At 60.9% G+C, this 17,953-nt stretch carries 20 protein-coding genes; 14 read left to right on the plus strand and 6 right to left on the minus strand.

Features of this window, described 5'->3' with window-relative positions:
* The first annotated feature begins 127 nt into the window (after positions 1–127).
* Positions 128–469 carry an aspartate-semialdehyde dehydrogenase gene (locus LVW35_RS06555; RefSeq protein ID WP_233894332.1) on the plus strand — a complete coding sequence of 114 codons (342 nt, stop codon included), beginning with the start codon at positions 128–130 and terminating at the stop codon, positions 467–469.
* On the opposite strand, the gene LVW35_RS06560 is transcribed toward LVW35_RS06555, so the two are convergent.
* The 3 genes from LVW35_RS06560 to LVW35_RS06570 all read right to left on the minus strand — a co-directional run bounded on the left by LVW35_RS06560 (position 466) and on the right by LVW35_RS06570 (position 3,071).
* Positions 466–1,647 (minus strand): aminotransferase class V-fold PLP-dependent enzyme, encoded by a 1,182-nt coding sequence (locus LVW35_RS06560; protein WP_233894334.1) that lies wholly within the window; start codon positions 1,645–1,647, stop codon positions 466–468. The genes LVW35_RS06555 and LVW35_RS06560 overlap by 4 nt on opposite strands.
* A complete protein-coding gene (locus LVW35_RS06565) occupies positions 1,644–2,114 on the minus strand; it encodes a RidA family protein (RefSeq protein ID WP_233894336.1) in 471 nt (156 codons plus the stop codon). The genes LVW35_RS06560 and LVW35_RS06565 overlap by 4 nt, the downstream gene beginning before the upstream one ends.
* A 90-nt stretch (positions 2,115–2,204) precedes the next feature.
* A complete protein-coding gene (locus tag LVW35_RS06570) occupies positions 2,205–3,071 on the minus strand; it encodes a LysR substrate-binding domain-containing protein (protein WP_233894338.1) in 867 nt (288 codons plus the stop codon).
* Positions 3,072–3,202: 131 nt separating this feature from the next.
* On the opposite strand from LVW35_RS06570, the gene LVW35_RS06575 reads away from it, so the two are divergent.
* Positions 3,203–3,364: a hypothetical protein gene (locus LVW35_RS06575; RefSeq protein ID WP_095015015.1), complete on the plus strand. Its 162-nt coding sequence runs from the start codon at positions 3,203–3,205 to the stop codon at positions 3,362–3,364.
* A 143-nt stretch (positions 3,365–3,507) separates the two neighbouring features.
* Positions 3,508–3,624, plus strand: a complete 117-nt coding sequence (gene ccoM, locus LVW35_RS28955) for a cytochrome c oxidase subunit CcoM (RefSeq protein WP_003172387.1) — start codon at positions 3,508–3,510, stop codon at positions 3,622–3,624.
* Positions 3,625–3,773: 149 nt separating this feature from the next.
* Here ccoM and LVW35_RS06580 read toward each other — a convergent pair whose 3' ends face one another.
* Together LVW35_RS06580 and LVW35_RS06585 are read right to left on the minus strand one after the other, a co-directional pair.
* The gene (locus LVW35_RS06580) at positions 3,774–5,249 is read right to left on the minus strand and encodes an inorganic phosphate transporter (RefSeq protein WP_028619266.1); all 1,476 of its coding nucleotides are present in this window, start codon (positions 5,247–5,249) and stop codon (positions 3,774–3,776) included.
* Between the two features lie 312 nt (positions 5,250–5,561).
* Positions 5,562–5,762: a hypothetical protein gene (locus LVW35_RS06585; protein ID WP_003189295.1), complete on the minus strand. Its 201-nt coding sequence runs from the start codon at positions 5,760–5,762 to the stop codon at positions 5,562–5,564.
* Positions 5,763–6,320: 558 nt separating this feature from the next.
* On the opposite strand from LVW35_RS06585, the gene pcaR reads away from it, so the two are divergent.
* From pcaR to pcaC, 11 genes are all read left to right on the plus strand, one after another.
* Positions 6,321–7,163, plus strand: a complete 843-nt coding sequence (gene pcaR, locus LVW35_RS06590) for a pca regulon transcriptional regulator PcaR (RefSeq protein WP_233894339.1) — start codon at positions 6,321–6,323, stop codon at positions 7,161–7,163.
* Between the two features lie 145 nt (positions 7,164–7,308).
* A complete protein-coding gene (locus LVW35_RS06595; RefSeq protein ID WP_233894340.1) occupies positions 7,309–8,649 on the plus strand; it encodes an MFS transporter in 1,341 nt (446 codons plus the stop codon).
* Between the two features lie 149 nt (positions 8,650–8,798).
* Positions 8,799–9,656 (plus strand): CoA transferase subunit A, encoded by an 858-nt coding sequence (locus LVW35_RS06600; RefSeq protein WP_010212331.1) that lies wholly within the window; start codon positions 8,799–8,801, stop codon positions 9,654–9,656.
* Entirely contained in the window at positions 9,656–10,435 is a 780-nt protein-coding gene (locus LVW35_RS06605) for a CoA-transferase subunit beta (protein WP_233894341.1), read from the plus strand. Before LVW35_RS06600 ends, LVW35_RS06605 begins: the two co-directional genes overlap by 1 nt.
* Positions 10,432–11,634, plus strand: a complete 1,203-nt coding sequence (gene pcaF, locus LVW35_RS06610; protein WP_233896420.1) for a 3-oxoadipyl-CoA thiolase — start codon at positions 10,432–10,434, stop codon at positions 11,632–11,634. The genes LVW35_RS06605 and pcaF overlap by 4 nt, the downstream gene beginning before the upstream one ends.
* A 17-nt stretch (positions 11,635–11,651) precedes the next feature.
* Positions 11,652–12,356, plus strand: coding sequence for a protocatechuate 3,4-dioxygenase subunit beta (gene pcaH / locus LVW35_RS06615; protein WP_233894342.1), 705 nt, complete (start codon positions 11,652–11,654; stop codon positions 12,354–12,356).
* Between the two features lies 1 nt (position 12,357).
* A complete protein-coding gene (gene pcaG, locus LVW35_RS06620) occupies positions 12,358–12,924 on the plus strand; it encodes a protocatechuate 3,4-dioxygenase subunit alpha (RefSeq protein ID WP_233894343.1) in 567 nt (188 codons plus the stop codon).
* A gap of 167 nt (positions 12,925–13,091) precedes the next feature.
* Positions 13,092–14,387 carry an MFS family transporter gene (locus tag LVW35_RS06625; RefSeq protein WP_028619273.1) on the plus strand — a complete coding sequence of 432 codons (1,296 nt, stop codon included), beginning with the start codon at positions 13,092–13,094 and terminating at the stop codon, positions 14,385–14,387.
* Positions 14,388–14,397: 10 nt separating this feature from the next.
* Complete coding sequence (locus LVW35_RS06630) at positions 14,398–15,753, plus strand: 3-carboxy-cis,cis-muconate cycloisomerase (RefSeq protein ID WP_233894344.1); 1,356 nt, start codon at positions 14,398–14,400, stop codon at positions 15,751–15,753.
* Between the two features lie 10 nt (positions 15,754–15,763).
* Positions 15,764–16,555, plus strand: coding sequence for a 3-oxoadipate enol-lactonase (gene pcaD, locus LVW35_RS06635; RefSeq protein WP_233894346.1), 792 nt, complete (start codon positions 15,764–15,766; stop codon positions 16,553–16,555).
* Between the two features lie 10 nt (positions 16,556–16,565).
* A complete protein-coding gene (gene pcaC, locus LVW35_RS06640; RefSeq protein WP_003189316.1) occupies positions 16,566–16,964 on the plus strand; it encodes a 4-carboxymuconolactone decarboxylase in 399 nt (132 codons plus the stop codon).
* A gap of 48 nt (positions 16,965–17,012) precedes the next feature.
* Here pcaC and LVW35_RS06645 read toward each other — a convergent pair whose 3' ends face one another.
* Positions 17,013–17,912: a polysaccharide deacetylase family protein gene (locus tag LVW35_RS06645; RefSeq protein ID WP_233894348.1), complete on the minus strand. Its 900-nt coding sequence runs from the start codon at positions 17,910–17,912 to the stop codon at positions 17,013–17,015.
* Positions 17,913–17,953 lie beyond the last annotated feature (41 nt).

Below are 17,953 nucleotides of genomic sequence, written 5' to 3' on the forward strand. Positions count from 1 at the left end.
GCGTATCGGAAGCCGAATCGACGGGTGGCGGGCACTTGGGAGTGTGGACTGGGTCACAGGTTGGCGAGCCTGCGCTCAAGTCGCCCTGCGACCCGCCGACAGCCTGTTGATCAGGAGAATAATCACTATGCTGCCACCCATGCTGCCCGTCAGCGTTGTACCGGTGACGTCACAACTCGATCCGGTGCGACAGAAGCCGGATATCCCGCCCGTGGTGCCCGTTCAACCAGGCTCCAACGAGAGCACCATCGACCTGAAAAAAGGCGACGCCGAGACGTCGACTTTTTTGCTGCGCGAAGAACAACGCCGCCAGCAGGAACAACAAAAACGCCGGCGCGAGGCCGATGAAGACCCGGAACAGCACCTGGCCATTCCGGGGGATGAACTCAACGCAGACAACACCGTGCCGGTAATTGCACTGATCGAAGACGCGCCGCGCCAGGGCCTGTGGGTGGACGTCGAGGTCTAGTCGCGCAACTCGCGCAGGGCGGCCATCAGCAACTCGATATCGTGCTCGGTGTTGAGCGGGCTGACCGAGATCCGCGCCACGCTTTCCAGGCCCCGCGCCTGCATATCCAGCGGTGTGTAGGCCACGCCATTGGCGCCGATATTGATGCGCTTCAAGCCCAGGCGCCGCTTCAGTTCGAATGCATCCCAGCCCGCCAGGTTGAAGGCGATCAAGCCTGATTGATGGGTGCCCAGGTCATGCAGAGTAATGCCCGTCATCCCACGCAACGCATCGCGGATTCGCTCGGCGGTTTGCGACACCCTTTCCCAGACGCGCTCGATGCCCAGGCGATTGATCTCCTGCAATGCGTTGCCCAAGCCTGCCAGCAAAGCGAAAGAGGCCTCGCTGGTTTCAAAGCGCCGGGCGTCATTGCGCAGGTCAAAACCCTTGGCAGTCCATGGTGCTGAAAACACGTCACGCTGAGCCGGGTTCAAGCGTTCAAGAAAATCCGGTCGCACATACAACAGCGCAGTGCCACGAGGGCCACGCAGGTGTTTGCGTCCGGCCGACTTGAGCACGTCGCACTGCAACGCTTGCACATCCACCGGCACCTGGCCGACGGCTTGGCCAGCATCGATGAAGTAGGGGATGGCATGCCGCCTCGCCACTTCACCGATGGCCTGGGCGGGGTTGATCAGGCCGCCATTGGCCGGGAGCCAGGTGAGGTCGATCAACCGGACGTGTGTATCGATCATCGACTCCAGTGCCACCGGGCAGGCTGCGCCGGTGTCATCGCAGGGAATGATTTCCACCCGTGCGCCCGCTTTGACTGCCAACTCCATGCTCGCCAGGTTGCCGCCCCATTCGTGGCGGCCCACCAGAATGCGATCGCCCGGCTGCCAAGGCGCCAAGGCTTGGAACGCCAGGCTCCAGGCGGTCGAGCCGCTGCTGGCAAAGGCAATCGAAGCGGCAGGGGCATTAAGCAGTTGCGCGGCGGCGCGGCGGGCTTTTTCCACCAGCACGGCGCCATGTTCACCGGCTTCCATCGGGCCGTCGCGAGCCTCGCGTTGCAGTTGTTCGATAATGGCGTCGAGCGTCGCCTGGCTGGGCAAGGAAGCGCCGGCAGGGTTGAAATGCACGATGCCGGATTGGCAGCCTGGCGTGTCATCCCGCAGGTGCTGGATTTCGAGCGGGCTCACGGGCGCAACTCGAAAATGGCATCTACCTCCACTGCCACGCCGGCCGGCAGGCTTGAAACACCTACGGCGGTGCGCACATGTCGGCCTTTTTCGCCGAGAGCGTTGACCAGCAGGTTGGATGCACCATTGGCGACCACGCTTTGTTGTTTGAACTCGCCGCTGCTGGCGATGAACACCCCCAGGCGCACGGTGCGCACCAGGCGTGACAGATCATCACCCAAGGCGTTGCTCAATTGTCCCAACAGGCCCAAGGCCGCCAGTTCCGCTGCCTGTGCGCCTTCTTCATCGCTGAGGGTTTCGCCCAAGCGGCCGATGTACGCGGGTTTTCCGTCTATCAGGGGAATTTGCCCGGAGACGAACAGGTGGTTCTGGCTGATGACGTGGTTGATGTAGTTGGCAATCGGCTGGCTGGGCGTGGGCAGTGTGAGGCCCAGGGCTTGCACGCGCTGGCGGAGGGAGTCGCTCATGATGAATCCTCTTGAGTTGGGAGGGTTCAGCATGTTGGTTGCATCTATGGACGACAAACGGATAGATCTCACGCGACGTATCTAAAAAAATCACGCGTCGGAGCAGGCTTCCTTCAACCATCGGCTGAAACACGCAGCCGCTTCAGTGGCGGGGCCTTCGGGCGCGATGAGCCAATAGCCGATCTCGCTGTGGTAGGGCGGCCAGTCGAACGCTTCCACCAGGCTGCCGTCCTGCAGACGCCGCTCGATCATGCGATGGCGGCCCATGGCGATGCCTTGGCCGGCCACTGCGGCTTCGACCACGATGTTGTAGTCGTGCAGCATCACGCGAGGGTGGTGGGTGAGATCGACGTGGTAGTGCTCGGACCAGTCGGTCCATTCGAAGGGGCGGTGGGAAGTGGCCATCAGCAACGGGCTATCCTGCAGTGCTTTGAACGTCGGGCTGCACACTGGGGAGATGATTTCCGGCATCAGCCGCGTGGCCTGCACATCCGGCCAATCGCCCTTGCCGTAGCGGATCGCCAGGTCAACTTCGGCGCCCGCGACGTCGGCCAGTTGGATCGCCGGCAACAACTCTACCTGGATATGCGGGTAGCGGTTCAGAAACCCGGCCAGACGCGGCGCCAACCACAGCGTCGCAAAGGACGCCAGCAAACCGATGCGCAACACGGTGGCGCTCGGCGCAACCCGTTGTGCGCGAGTGGCGGCGGCGATGGCATCGAGGGCAGGGCGGATTTCGTCGTAGTACTGTTGGCCGTCGGCGGTCAGGTCGATCGCGCGGGTGCGTCGGATGAACAGGGGTTTGCCCAAGTGCTGCTCAAGTTTTTGCACCTGGTGACTCAGGGCACTCTGGGTCACTGATAACTCGCTGGCGGCTTTGATAAAGCTCAAATGCCGCGCCACGGCTTCGAAGGCACGCAGTGCCAGCAATGGAGGAAGGTCCTTGTGCAGTGCCACCTGAATGTATCTCCTAGTCGGGGAAAGTGCCGATTTTGTGCGATGGCCTGCCTTTTGTCGCTCGCGTATTTGCCGTTGAGCGGGGGAGGCCGCATTATTGGGCCATCCCCTTCCACGACGTAAGCCAAGCCATGAGTGAAGACGATAAGCTGATTGACCTGAATGCCGAACGCGCCAAGCGTGTGCATGACCTCAATGACAAGCGCCTGAATGAAGTCCGCCAAGCGTTTGAACATGCAATGCCACTCGGCAAAGTTAAGAAAAAACCGAAAAACAAGCCAAAAAAGCGTTGAAACAACCTGCATCCCTTGATGCAGGTCAGTTATTGCCCTTCTTTACGCCCCGTCGCGGGCGACATTGATCCCGGTCAATTTTCCAATCCGCCTTCTCCATTAACTTAGCCCTATCGCAACAGGGCAAGCACGGGAGGCCGGTCATGTTTATCGATAATGTGGTATTTGCCGGAGTGCTGACTGTAAGCCTCATGGTGCTGTTTTTTGTAGGGTTTGGAATTTTTATCTGGAAAGACGCGAACAAGCGTAAAAAACCATAGGTTTTTCCAGGTTACATGAGCACGCAAGGCATTTTGGGCGACTTCGGTCGCCTTTTTTTTCTGTTGTTTGAGTCGGCTTCTATAGAAATACGAACATAAAAAAAGGTGCGACCCTCACGGATCGCACCTTTTTTATTGCGGCTGGGTTATCAACTACCCAGCGCCTTGGACGCCAGCCAGAACAACCCGGCCGACAGGCCTACGGTCGCTGGCAGGGTCAGCACCCAAGCCATCAGGATGGTCTTCACAGTGCCACCTTGCAGGCCACTTTTGTTCGCGACCATGGTGCCGGCCACGCCGGAAGACAGCACGTGAGTGGTGGAAACCGGCAGCGCGAAGATGTTGGCAAAACCAATCATGGTCGCGGTGGTGATCTGCGCCGACATGCCTTGGGCATAGGTCATACCCTGCTTGCCGATCTTCTCGCCGATGGTCAGTACCACGCGCTTCCAGCCCACCATAGTACCCAGGCCCAAGGCCAGTGCAACGGCGAGGATGACCCAGAACGGGGCATACTCGGTGGTGGCGGTCAGGTCTTTGCGCAGCTTGTCGAGGTCGGACTTCTCACGGGCATCCAAGCCTGGCAACTTGCCGACTTTTTTCGCGGTGTCATCCAGGCAGAGCAAATAACGACGCACTTCAATACGCTGGTCAGAAGTCAGCGAGTGATAGTCGGAGACGCCTTTCAAGGTGTCAACCAGCGCGTTGATGGTGGGCTCGGTCTGTTGCGGGTTGCATTGGAACTTGCCCGGCAGGTCATTCTTCACGCTTTTGCCCAGGGCCAGGAACTCGCCGAGCGTGGCGTTGTTACGCTGGTAGAACTGGCTCAGATGCACGGTCGCATCGCGGGTACGTTCGATCTGGTAAGTGGTGCTGCCCAGGTCGAGGACGAACTGCGCCGGCACGATACCGATCAGCACCAGCATGATCAGGCCGATGCCTTTCTGACCGTCGTTGGAGCCGTGCACGAAACTCACGGCCATGGCGGAAATCACCAGCACCAGGCGATTCCAGAACGGCGGGTGTTTCTTGTCGTCGAGCTTGCGGCGCTGGTCCGGGGTCTTATGCATCTTCGACAGCGGGCGCCACCATTTCAGGCCGATCAGCACCAGGGCTGCGACCAGGAAGCCGGCCATCGGCGAGAACACCAGAGAGGCGCCAATATCGATCGCCTTCTGCCAGTTCACACCGTCAGCCAGGGGGATGTCGTTGATCAGGGCGTTAGCTAGGCCGACACCAAGGATCGAGCCGATCAGCGTGTGGGAGCTGGAAGCCGGGATACCGAAGTACCAGGTGCCCAGGTTCCAGGTGATTGCCGCCGCTAATAAAGAGAAGACCATCGCCAAACCATGGCCGGTGTTCACATTGATCAGCAACTCCACCGGCAGCAAGTGCACGATGGCGTAGGCGACACCGACACCACCGAGCAACACGCCGAGGAAATTGAACACCCCGGAGAAGAACACGGCCAGGTGTGGCGGCATGGCTTTGGTGTAGATGACTGTGGCCACCGCGTTAGCGGTGTCATGAAAGCCATTGATGAACTCGAAGGCGAGGACAAAGGCCAGGGCGAGCAACAGGCTCACTAGAACCCAAGCATCCAGTCCGCTGAATAAATCGATCATGAAGGTTTTCTGACCCGGTCGTAAGGGGGCGCGATTATGCCAGAAAACCTCAGTAATCGATGCACTAGCTGCTCATCGGTAACAAACTTCCCTGTAAAAAAACCTGCAAAAGGCGTGCATCCCAGGATTTTCGGGGCTTTGGCAAGTCTTTGATTTATAAAGCAGAGGGTGCTCCGGGTGGGGGGTTGTCACAAAATCGTCACGCCTGAAACATTTGTATGAAATTTTACTGATCGTGGTGGGATCCAAGGTGGCTAGGTGCTAGCCATGCGCCATCTCTTGAGATCAACATCTTGGGGCAAACCGAATCGCCTAGGGCTCTTCGGTTTTGAGTTCCTGTTCAATCTTCTGGATTTCCTGGGCAAATGCCTGGTCGAGCAGGCTGGCTCGCTTGCGCCATGGTTTGCGTTCAGGTTCAGGCTGGGCGGCGTAAGTGGTGACTTCCCCGCCGTAAACGTCCTTGTAACGTTGCTCCTGGCGCTCAAGTTCCGCGCGCAGTTCATCTTTCGTCACATCGTTACCTAATTGAGTTGAGTATAAATACGTTGCAGTTTTATGCCTGAATGCGCCCTTGGGTTGTTTCAGGTTGAACGCTTGGCAGCGGTCAACTCTGGAACAGGCACGGGCTGCCACTTGTTAAATGCAGTCATTCAAGCAGGTAGTTGGAATCGACAATGCAGGGCGTGTGCATTACCTGGCGAGCCCCGGTCCCGATCATTAAGCCGGGTGAACCTGCGCACAAGGTGCATTATAGCGATGCATCTGAATAACACTATCAGCATAAAGTTAAAAGCCGTCAACGTTGTGTGAGCGTTTTGTTACGCGGACATGTCGGAAAGTGCGTGAATGGGTGCCGTCATACACTCAAACCATATTCAGACGTTATTAAGCGCCGGTTAATTTACTTTGGGGCAGGTGGGCCAAGGGGAGTAACAGCAAATTGCGATAATCGAATGATCGTCCGATAATCGCACAATGTTGTCGGCCCTGCCTTGTGCATCCCGGCCGGCGGGGCTTGTAATAGCAGCCAAACCTCCCCTGCGGTAGACAAATAAGAGAAAGGATCCTGTCATGAACGATCAATTGCGCAACTCTTTCGCGTCAGTGGCGCCGCCGATCGTTGCCTCTGCGGCCAAGCGTATCCAGGCGTTTACCGGCGATCCGGACTTCATGACTTCCCTGGCCCGCGGTCTGGCGGTGGTGCAGGCGTTCCAGGAACGAAAGCGCCACCTCACCATCGCCCAGATCAGCCATCGCACCGAAATCCCCCGCGCCGCCGTGCGCCGTTGCCTGCATACGTTGATCAAGCTCGGCTACGCCACCACCGACGGGCGTACCTATTCGCTGCTGCCCAAGGTGCTGACCCTGGGCCATGCGTACCTGTCGTCCACACCGTTGGCGGTGTCGGCCCAGCCCTATCTGGACCGCATGAGCGAGCAGCTCCATGAAGCCTGCAACATGGCGACCCTCGAAGGCGACGACATCCTCTACATTGCCCGTTCCGCTACCACTCAGCGTCTGATCTCCGTGGACCTGTCGGTGGGTGGGCGCCTGCCAGCCTATTGCACCTCCATGGGGCGCATCCTGCTTGCCGCGCTGGACGACGCCTCGCTGCAGGATTACCTCGACCACGCCGACCTGCAGACCAAGACCAGCCGCACCCTGACCACCCCCGAAGCGCTGTTCGAATGCCTGCAACAAGTGCGTCAGCAGGGCTGGTGCATTGTCGACCAGGAACTGGAGCAAGGCCTGCGTTCCATTGCCGTTCCGGTGTATGACGCGTCGGGCCAGGTGCTGGCCGCGCTGAACGTCAGCACCCATGCCGGACGCGTCAGCCGCAGTGAGCTGGAACAGCGCTTCCTGCCGAGCATGCTCAGCGCCAGCCGTGAGTTGAGTGCGCAACTGTTTGCCTAAGCTGTTCGGTCATCGCACAGATCCCGGTTTGCTCAATTGACGGTGTTTCCCCCGGCTTATTAATGTGCGGCAGCGCTGTTGAAGCGCTTCAATAATAACGACGATCCCAGGTCGTCAGCCCGCCATCGGTGTGGAAATAAAAACAATGAATCAGCCTTCTGTCGGTTCCACTTTGGACGTCCAGTCATTCATCAACGCCCAGCCACTGTCACGTTATCAGTGGCGTGTGGTGATCCTGTGTTTCCTGATTGTTTTCCTCGATGGCCTCGACACCGCCGCCATGGGCTTTATTGCGCCTGCGCTGTCCCAGGACTGGGGCATCGACCGCGCGAGCCTCGGCCCGGTGATGAGCGCCGCGTTGATAGGCATGGTCTTCGGTGCACTGGGCTCCGGCCCGCTGGCAGACCGTTTTGGCCGTAAAGTGGTGCTGGTGGGCGCGGTGCTGGTGTTTGGCGCGTTCAGTTTGGCGTCCGCCTACAGCAGCAACGTCGATCAGTTGCTGGTGTTGCGGTTTCTCACGGGATTGGGCCTGGGTGCAGGCATGCCGAATGCCACTACTTTATTGTCCGAATACACCCCCGAACGCCACAAGTCTTTGTTGGTGACCAGTATGTTCTGCGGCTTCAACCTGGGCATGGCCGGTGGCGGGTTTATCTCGGCCAAATTGATCCCGGCGTTCGGCTGGCATGCCTTGTTGCTGATCGGCGGCATCCTGCCATTGATGCTTGTTGTGGTGCTGATGCTGTGGCTGCCGGAGTCGGCACGCTATCTGGTAGTGCGCAATCGGGGCACCGACAAGGTGCGCAAAACCCTCTCACCCATCGAACCCAGCGTCGTCGCCCAAGCCACCAGCTTCAGCGTGCCCGAGCAAAAAACCGTCAAGGCGCGCAATGTGTTTGCGGTGATCTTCTCCGGCACCTACAGCGCCGGCACGTTACTGCTCTGGCTCATCTACTTCATGGGCCTGGTGATCGTTTACCTGCTCACCAGTTGGTTGCCGACCCTGATGCGTGACAGCGGCGCCAGCCTGGAACAGGCCGCATTCATCGGCGCCTTGTTCCAGTTTGGTGGCGTGCTCAGCGCGGTGGGCGTGGGCTGGGCGATGGACCGGTTCAATCCGCACAAGGTCATCGGCATCTTCTACCTGCTGGCCGGGGTGTTTGCCTACGCCGTAGGCCAGAGCCTTGGCAATATCACCCTTCTGGCGACCTTGGTGCTGATTGCCGGGATGTGCGTCAACGGGGCGCAGTCGGCAATGCCTTCACTGGCCGCACGTTTCTATCCGACCCAAGGCCGCGCGACTGGCGTGTCGTGGATGCTGGGTATCGGTCGCTTCGGCGCGATCCTCGGCGCCTGGATGGGTGCAACCCTGCTGGGCCTGGGCTGGAACTTCGAACAAGTGCTCACCGCCCTGGTGATCCCGGCTGCATTGGCCACCGCTGCCGTGGTGATCAAGGGCATGGTCAGCCATGCAGATGCCACCTGAGGTTGATCGATAGCTCGCCAACAATCCGTTCGATAATCGAACGCTGAGTCGATTATCGGATTGTTTGGCCCATTTCTCCGGCTTAATCTTCAAGCCACTTCGGCGCCACCTGAGCGCCTTTTTCGATCCACACCGGGAGCCCGAACCCCATGGCTGAAATCCTCGCGCTGCGTGACGCGGTGAAGCAATTTGTGAACGACGGCGACACCGTTGCTCTGGAAGGCTTCACCCATCTGATCCCTACGGCAGCGGGTCATGAAATCATTCGTCAGGGCAAGAAAGACCTGACGCTGGTGCGTATGACGCCTGACCTGATCTACGACCAGTTGATTGGTGCCGGCTGCGCCCGCAAGCTGATTTTCTCCTGGGGTGGCAACCCGGGGGTGGGCTCCCTGCATCGCCTGCGCGACGCGGTCGAGAAGCAATGGCCGCAACCGCTCGAAATCGAAGAACACAGCCATGCCGACCTGGCCAATGCCTACGTCGCCGGCGCCTCGGGTTTGCCCTTTGCGGTGCTGCGTGCCTATGCCGGCTCCGACCTGCCCAAGGTCAACCCGCTGATCAAGACCGTCACCTGCCCGTTCACCGGCGAAGTGCTGGCGGCGGTGCCGTCGGTGCGTCCGGACGTCACCGTGATCCACGCACAAAAGGCCGACCGCAAGGGCAACGTGTTGCTGTGGGGCATCCTCGGTGTGCAGAAAGAAGCTGCCCTGGCGGCCAAGCGCTGCATTGTCACCGTCGAAGAAATTGTCGATGACCTGAATGCACCGATGAATAGCTGTGTACTACCGACCTGGGCCCTGACTGCGGTGTGCCATGTGCCGGGTGGGGCGCATCCGTCCTACGCCCATGGCTATAACGAGCGTGATAATCGCTTCTACCAGGCGTGGGACCCGATCGCCCGTGACCGTGGGACCTTTACTGCCTGGATCAACGAATACATCCACGGTACTGCCGACTTCACCGAATTCCAGGCCAAACTGGCCACCGCGCAGGAGGCCAAGTAATGGCTTACTCGACCAATGAAATGATGACCGTCGCCGCCGCGCGCCGCCTCAAGAACGGCTCCGTGTGCTTCGTCGGCATCGGTCTGCCGTCCAAGGCGGCCAACCTGGCGCGCCTGACCTCGTCGCCGGACGTGGTATTGATCTACGAATCCGGCCCGATTGGCGCCAAGCCGTCGGTGCTGCCGCTGTCCATCGGTGATGGCGAGCTGGCGGAAACCGCTGACACCGTGGTGCCGACCGGCGAGATCTTCCGCTACTGGCTGCAGGGCGGGCGCATCGACGTGGGTTTCCTCGGCGCGGCCCAGGTCGACCGCTTCGGCAATATCAACACCACCGTGGTCGGTGACTACCACCAGCCCAAAGTACGCCTGCCGGGTGCCGGTGGCGCGCCGGAAATTGCCGGTTCGGCCAAGAGCGTGCTGATCATCCTCAAACAGTCGGCGCGCTCGTTTGTCGACAAGCTCGATTTCATCACCTCGGTCGGCCACGGCGAAGGCGGCGACTCGCGTAAACGCCTGGGCCTGCCGGGAGCTGGTCCTGTAGGGATTATTACCGACCTGTGCATCATGGAGCCGGAAGCCGGCACGAATGAGTTCGTGGTCACCGCGCTGCACCCGGGCGTGACCCGTGAGCAAGTGGTGGCCGCCACCGGTTGGGCGATTCGGTTTGCCGAGCAGGTCGACACCACCGCCGAACCGACAGACGTAGAGCTGACCGCCCTGCGCGACCTTGAAGCACGCACCGCGGCTGCCCATGGCCAAGCACCGGGAGAAGCCTGATGCGCGACGTATTTATCTGTGATGCCATTCGTACCCCCATCGGCCGTTTTGGCGGTGGCCTGTCCAGCGTGCGGGCCGACGATCTGGCCGCGCTGCCGATCAAGGCACTGATAGAACGCAACCCGTCGGTGGATTGGACTGCCGTCGACGAGGTATTCCTCGGCTGCGCCAACCAGGCCGGTGAAGACAATCGCAACGTGGCGCGCATGGCGCTGTTGCTGGCGGGCCTGCCGGAAAGCATTCCGGGTGTGACGCTCAACCGCTTGTGTGCCTCGGGCATGGACGCGATCGGCACTGCCTTCCGCGCGATTGCCAGCGGCGAAATGGAGCTGGCGATTGCCGGTGGCGTCGAGTCGATGTCCCGCGCGCCGTTCGTGATGGGCAAGGCCGATGCCGCGTTCTCGCGCAACATGAAGCTGGAAGACACCACCATCGGCTGGCGCTTTATCAACCCGCTGATGAAGGCCCAGTACGGCGTGGATGCGATGCCGCAGACGGCCGACAATGTGGCCGACGATTACAAGGTGTCCCGTGCCGACCAGGACGCTTTTGCCTTGCGCAGCCAGCAACGCACGGCCGCGGCTCAGGCCGCGGGGTATTTCGCTGAAGAAATCGTGCCGGTGCGCGTCGCCCACAAAAAAGGCGAAACCGTGGTGGAACAGGATGAGCATCCACGCGACACCACGCTGGAAGCTCTGGCCAAGCTCAAGCCCGTGAACGGCCCGGACAAAACGGTGACCGCCGGCAACGCCTCGGGTGTGAACGACGGCGCTGCGGCACTGATCCTGGCCTGCGCCGAAGCCGTCAAGAAACACGGCCTGACCGCCCGTGCCCGCGTCTTGGGCATGGCCAGCGCCGGGGTCGCACCGCGAGTGATGGGCATTGGCCCAGTGCCGGCGGTGCGCAAACTGGTCGAGCGTCTTGGCCTGGCCGTCACCGACTTTGACGTGATCGAGCTCAACGAAGCCTTCGCCAGCCAAGGCCTGGCGGTGCTGCGTGAACTGGGCATCGCCGACGACGCGCCGCAGGTCAACCCGAACGGTGGCGCCATCGCCCTCGGCCACCCACTGGGCATGAGCGGTGCGCGCCTGGTACTGACGGCATTGCATCAACTGGAAAAAACCGGCGGCAGTAAAGGCCTGGCGACCATGTGCGTGGGCGTCGGCCAAGGCTTGGCCCTGGCGATTGAACGCGTCTAATAACAGAGGACTGCACCATGAGTGACAAGCCCGGATACCGGCGCCCGCAAGCGGGCACTCAACCTGATTACCTGCACCCGGCCTACCAGTCGACGAACCTGCGTTCGCCGTCGCAGCCCTTGGTGTTTCTGCCCCATTCCTTGTCGGAAATCACCGGCCCGACCATCGGCGCCGAGCGCGTCAATGAGAAGGACAACGACCTGACTGCCCAGCATGACGGCGAGCCCCAGGGCGAGCGCATCATCATCCACGGCCGCGTGCTGGACGAAAACGGCCTGCCGGTGCCAGGTATCCTGATTGAAATCTGGCAGGCCAACGCCGCCGGCCGCTACAACCACAAGCGCGATTTGCACGACGCGCCGCTGGACCCGAACTTCACCGGCACCGGCCGCACCGTCACCGACGCCAATGGCTGGTACCAGTTCCAGACCATCAAGCCCGGCGCCTACCCGTGGGGCAACCACCATAATGCGTGGCGTCCGGCGCATATCCACTTTTCGCTGTTCGGCCCGAGCGTGCTGACACGACTGGTCACGCAGATGTACTTCCCCGGCGATCCGTTGCTGGCCTACGACCCGATCTACAACTGCGTGCCGGACACCTCGGCCAAGGAACGCTTGATCGCCCGCTTCGACCTGGAAAAAACCATTCCTTCCTATGCCCTCGGCTACCGCTGGGACATCGTCCTGCGCGGCCGCGACGCCACGCCGATGGAGAAATGAGATGACACTCAACGCGACCACGTCCCACACCGTCGGGCCGTATTACCACATCGGCCTGACTTGGCTGAACCGCGAAGACCTGACCGTGGCCGCCACCCTAGGCGAGCGCGTGGCGATCAGCGGGCAAGTGGTGGATGGCAATGGCGATGTCGTCAATGACGCCATGCTCGAAGTGTGGCAGGCCAACGCCGCCGGCAAGTACGACCATCCGGAAGATGAGCAGGACAAGGCAATCGACCCGAACTTCGAAGGGTTCGGTCGTGTGCCAGTGGATGGGGAAGGGCGGTTTCGCTTTACCACCATCAAGCCGGGTGCCGTGCCGGGCTTGAAGGGCACGACCCAGGCGCCGCACTTGGTGGTACTGGTGTTTGCCCGTGGTTTGGTGAAGCACTTGCTGACGCGGATTTATTTTGATGGCGAGGCGCTGAATGGGGATGACCAGTTGCTGGCGTGTGTGCCAGCAGGGCGTCGCAGTACCTTGATTGCCCAGCAGGATACGGCGGGGGGGTATCAGTGGAATGTGGTGTTGCAGGGGACGGATAAGGAAACGGTGTTCTTCGATTATTGATGAGTAGCAGCGGCAAGCTTCAAGCGGCGAGCCACAAGGAAAAGCAGTGATCACGGTGACTCTTCTCTTGCAGCTTGTGGCTTGAAACTTGTGACAGCCCTACTTGCATGACATGGTTGTTGCAAAGTATGTCTACGCTACAACCGTTCCCACTGAGTGAAAAAAACATGACAACAACAACGAGTCACTACACCGGAGAAGAACGCAGCAAACGGATTTTTGCGATCGTCGGGGCCTCCTCCGGCAATCTCGTCGAATGGTTCGACTTCTATGTCTATGCCTTCTGCGCCATTTACTTTGCCCCGGCATTCTTCCCGTCGGACGACCCCACGGTCCAACTGCTCAACACCGCCGGTGTGTTCGCCGCCGGCTTCCTGATGCGCCCGATCGGCGGCTGGCTGTTTGGCCGGGTGGCCGACAAGCACGGGCGCAAGAACTCGATGATGATCTCGGTGCTGATGATGTGCGCCGGTTCCCTGGTCATCGCTTTCCTGCCTACCTACAAAGACATCGGCGCCTGGGCACCGGCGTTGCTGTTGGTGGCGCGGTTGTTCCAGGGTTTGTCGGTGGGTGGCGAATACGGCACCACGGCGACCTACATGAGTGAAGTCGCCCTGAAGGGGCAGCGCGGTTTCTTCGCGTCGTTCCAGTACGTGACGCTGATCGGCGGGCAACTGCTGGCGGTGCTGGTGGTAGTGATCCTGCAACAGATCCTCACCGAAGAAGAATTGCGTGCCTGGGGCTGGCGGATTCCATTCGTGATCGGCGCCATTGCCGCGGTGATCTCTCTGTTGCTGCGTCGCACCCTCAAGGAAACCACCAGCAAGGAGATGCGCCAGGACAAGGATGCCGGCAGCGTGGCTGCCTTGTTCCGCAACCACAAAGCAGCGTTTATCACCGTGCTCGGTTACACCGCCGGCGGTTCGCTGATTTTCTATACGTTCACCACCTACATGCAGAAATACCTGGTTAACACCGCCGGGATGCACGCCAAGACCGCCAGCTACATCATGACCGGTGCACTGTTCCTGTACATGTGCATGCAGCCGCTGTTCGGCATGCTCTCGGACAAGATCGGCCGTCGTAACTCGATGCTCTGGTTCGGCGCCCTCGGCACCCTGTGCACCGTGCCGATCCTGCTGACCCTGAAAACCGTGACCAACCCGTTCCTGGCCTTTGTGCTGATCTCCCTGGCCTTGGCCATTGTCAGTTTCTACACTTCCATCAGCGGCTTGGTGAAAGCGGAAATGTTCCCGCCTCACGTGCGTGCCCTGGGTGTAGGCCTGGCCTATGCGGTGGCCAATGCGATTTTCGGTGGCTCGGCGGAATACGTGGCACTGGGCCTCAAATCCATGGGCATGGAAAACACCTTTTACTGGTACGTCACCGGCATGATGGCGGTGGCCTTCCTGTTCAGCTTGCGTCTGCCGAAACAGGCGGAGTACCTGCACCACGATCTGTAAGGGATGAGCTATGACACTGCGCACGAGCAATCAATTGTTCGACGCTTACTTCACGGCGGATAGCATGGCCGAGGTGTTCTGCGATCAAGGGCGCTTGCAGGGCATGCTGGATTTTGAAGCGGGCTTGGCCCGGGCCCAGGCTCAGGTCGGGTTGATTCCCCAGGCCGCCGTGGCACCGATTGCCCAGGCGTGCCTGGCCTCGCTGTACGACGTGGATGCCCTCGGCGTGGCAATTGCCACGGCGGGGAATTCGGCGATTCCGTTGGTGAAGGCGCTGGGCAAGTTAATTGCCAGTGAAGATGCCGGAGCCGAGCGCTACGTGCATCTGGGCGCGACCAGCCAGGATGTGATGGACACCGGCCTGGTGCTGCAACTGCGGCGGGCGTTGGAATTGATCGAGGCGGACCTTGCACGCCTGGGCGACATGCTTGCCGCACAGGCCCAGCGCCATGCCGGCGTGCCATTGGCCGGGCGCACGTGGTTGCAACATGCGACGCCGGTCACGCTGGGGATGAAAATAGCGGGCTGGCTGGGAGCGATAACGCGCAGTCGCCAGCGTCTGACTGAGCTGAAGCCGCGCCTGCTGGTGCTGCAATTGGGCGGCGCATCCGGAACCCTGGCAGCGCTCGGTGAACAGGCCATGCCGGTGGCCGAAGCGCTGGCATCTGAGTTGCAACTGACCTTGCCCGAACAACCCTGGCACACCCAGCGGGATCGCCTGGTGGAGTTCGCCAGCGTGCTTGGCCTGATCGCCGGCAGCCTCGGCAAAGTGGGTCGCGATATCAGCCTGCTGATGCAGACCGATGCGGCGGAAGTCTTTGAACCTTCGGCGCCGGGCAAAGGCGGTTCGTCGACCATGCCGCACAAGCGCAACCCCGTGGGCGCGGCCGTGCTGATCAGCGCCGCCACCCGCGTGCCGGGGCTGGTATCGACAATGTTCAGCGCTATGCCCCAGGAACATGAACGCAGCCTGGGCCTGTGGCATGCCGAATGGGAAACCCTGCCGGAGATTTGCCGCTTGGTTTCGGGGGCTTTGCAACAGGCCCTGCTGATCAGCGAAGGCTTGGAGGTCGACCCGCAGCGCATGGCGCAAAACCTCGACCTGACCCAAGGCCTGGTGCTGGCCGAGGCCGTCAGCATCGTGCTCGCCCAGCGCCTGGGCCGTGACACCGCGCACCATTTGCTGGAGCAGTGCTGCAAACGTGCTGTTGCAGAGGGACGCCATTTACGCGAGGTGTTGGCGGACGAACCGCAAGTCACCGCCGAATTGTCGGCGGCTGAGCTGGACCGATTGCTCGATCCCGCCCACTACCTGGGCCAGGCTCGCACCTGGGTTACCCGCGCCGTAGCCGAACACTTTGCTTGAGGAGACCACCGTGGCATTTGTACAACTCGCCGAGGGCGAACTGCATTACCAATTGGACGGGCCAGTGGATGCGCCGGTGCTGGTGCTCTCCAACTCGTTGGGCACAGACCTGCACATGTGGGACATCCAGATCCCGGCCTTCACCGAGCATTTTCGTGTGCTGCGTTTTGACACCCGTGGCCATGGCAAATCCTTGGTGACCCCAGGGCCCTACAGCATCGAGCAACTCGGTCACGATGTGATCGCGCTGCTGGATGCCCTGGATATCCAGCGTGCACATTTCTGCGGGCTGTCCATGGGGGGGCTGATCGGCCAATGGCTGGGCATCAACGCGCGCGAGCGCTTGCAGCGTCTGGTGGTGTGCAACACCGCCGCCAAGATCGGCACACCCGAGGTGTGGAACCCGCGCATCGAGATGGTGTTGCGCGATGGTGCAGCGGCGATGGTGGCGCTGCGCGATGCATCGATTGCGCGCTGGTTCACCGCGGACTTTGCGGCGGCCAACCCACACCAGGCCAAGCAGATTACCGACATGCTGGCGGCTACATCGCCCGAAGGTTATGCCGCCAACTGTGCGGCGGTGCGTGATGCGGATTTTCGTGGGCAGCTAGCTTCGATCAAGGTGCCGACCCTGGTCATTGCCGGCACTGAAGATGCCGTCACACCGCCTGCCGGCGGCCACTTTATCCAGAACCATGTACAGGGCGCCGAGTACGCCGAGTTCTATGCGGCGCACTTGTCCAATGTGCAGGCCGGTGCGGCGTTCAGCAACTGCGTCATTGAATTCTTGCTGGCCCGCTGAGGAGCTTTTTGTGGACGAGAAACAACGTTATGCCGAAGGCCTGCAAGTGCGCCGCGAAGTGCTGGGCGATGCTCATGTCGACCGCAGCCTCAATGCCCTGACCGAGTTCAACAGCGAGTTCCAGGAAATGATCACCCGCCATGCTTGGGGTGACATCTGGACCCGGCCCGGTTTGCCGCGGCACACCCGCAGCCTGATCACCATCGCCATGCTGATCGGCATGAACCGCAGTGAAGAACTCAAGCTGCACCTGCGCGCCGCCGCGAGCAATGGCGTGACCCGCGCCGAGATCAAGGAAGTGCTGATGCAGAGCGCGATCTACTGCGGAATTCCGGCGGCGAATGCGACGTTCCATTTGGCGGAGTCGGTGTGGGATGAATTGGGCGTAGAGTCGCGCCAGCAAGACTGAACCTGAAATGCGATCAGCTCCCACAAAAAAGCTCATTTACCCGTGGTGTCAGTGGGAATCGGCATCCCATACCCAATTCCACACCCCCGGCAGATGCACTTCTTCACTCACATCCTTGACCGTACGCGCCAGCGCCGCGCGCTGAACCTGGGCGGTGTCGGTGTAGAAGGGTTCGGCGGCAGTCTTCATGCCGTTGATCCGGGCGCTGTCCAGCAGGATCTGCAGGTATTCCTGCATGTGTCGTGCGGTGTAGCGGTTGATGTCGTGGAAGGTCACCACCACCGGAATCACGCCGTCCACCGTTGGCAGTTCTCCCAGCGCTATGCGCTCGCGCACCACCGACAATTGCCGGTACAAATTCGCCCGGCGTCGCGGGCTGCCGTTGAAACCCCAGATCTTGCCGTCATTGGCGCTCAGGTCCGTCAGCAACACGTGCAGGCCGTGGCGCTGGTAGGCGGCAAAGGTGCGTCGGTCGTAATTCCAGAACGGCGGGCGTACCAGTACAGGCGGGCTGCCGGTGATAGCGGCAATATCGGCAGCGCCTTGGCTGAGGGTGCTTTCCAGTTCTGCGTCGTTCAGCCAGCGGTGGTTGGTATGAAAGCCTGTGGCCGTATGAAACGCCAGGATATGGCCCGCCGCATACTCGCGCTCCATGGTCTTGCGACCCCGTGCGCTGCCGCCGGAACGGGCAGCTTCGGTCTGCAAGAAGAACACCGCCTTGATCCCCGGCAGCACCGGGTTCTGCGCCAGGTCGGCCACCACCGACCGGCTCGGGTTGTTATAGCCGGAGGCGCTGGGGCCGTCATCGAACGTCAGCAGAAAACGGATCGGCGCCTGGGCTTGCAGGCGTTGTTCGGTCTGTGGCGTCAGCGCGATGGGCGAACCAATGCAGCCGCTGAGGCTCAGGGCCAGAGCAAGCACGGCTGATGCGATGGCGAAGGATTTCATGGTGGGCGCGGGCTCGAATAGAGGCCGCTGCTGGGCGGATC

The organism is Pseudomonas sp. HN11 (assembly GCF_021390155.1).
Lineage (GTDB): Bacteria > Pseudomonadota > Gammaproteobacteria > Pseudomonadales > Pseudomonadaceae > Aquipseudomonas.

Coding starts and splice junctions, on each gene's coding strand:
- LVW35_RS06630 (WP_233894344.1), top strand. CDS start 14,398: ATGACACTGCGCACGAGCAATCAATTGTTCGACGCTTACTTCACGGCG.
- LVW35_RS06625 (WP_028619273.1), top strand. CDS start 13,092: ATGACAACAACAACGAGTCACTACACCGGAGAAGAACGCAGCAAACGG.
- pcaR (WP_233894339.1), top strand. CDS start 6,321: ATGAACGATCAATTGCGCAACTCTTTCGCGTCAGTGGCGCCGCCGATC.
- LVW35_RS06565 (WP_233894336.1), bottom strand. CDS start 2,114: ATGAGCGACTCCCTCCGCCAGCGCGTGCAAGCCCTGGGCCTCACACTG.
- LVW35_RS06575 (WP_095015015.1), top strand. CDS start 3,203: ATGAGTGAAGACGATAAGCTGATTGACCTGAATGCCGAACGCGCCAAG.
- LVW35_RS06580 (WP_028619266.1), bottom strand. CDS start 5,249: ATGATCGATTTATTCAGCGGACTGGATGCTTGGGTTCTAGTGAGCCTG.
- LVW35_RS06595 (WP_233894340.1), top strand. CDS start 7,309: ATGAATCAGCCTTCTGTCGGTTCCACTTTGGACGTCCAGTCATTCATC.
- ccoM (WP_003172387.1), top strand. CDS start 3,508: ATGTTTATCGATAATGTGGTATTTGCCGGAGTGCTGACTGTAAGCCTC.
- pcaH (WP_233894342.1), top strand. CDS start 11,652: ATGAGTGACAAGCCCGGATACCGGCGCCCGCAAGCGGGCACTCAACCT.
- LVW35_RS06600 (WP_010212331.1), top strand. CDS start 8,799: ATGGCTGAAATCCTCGCGCTGCGTGACGCGGTGAAGCAATTTGTGAAC.
- LVW35_RS06555 (WP_233894332.1), top strand. CDS start 128: ATGCTGCCACCCATGCTGCCCGTCAGCGTTGTACCGGTGACGTCACAA.
- pcaG (WP_233894343.1), top strand. CDS start 12,358: ATGACACTCAACGCGACCACGTCCCACACCGTCGGGCCGTATTACCAC.
- LVW35_RS06605 (WP_233894341.1), top strand. CDS start 9,656: ATGGCTTACTCGACCAATGAAATGATGACCGTCGCCGCCGCGCGCCGC.
- LVW35_RS06645 (WP_233894348.1), bottom strand. CDS start 17,912: ATGAAATCCTTCGCCATCGCATCAGCCGTGCTTGCTCTGGCCCTGAGC.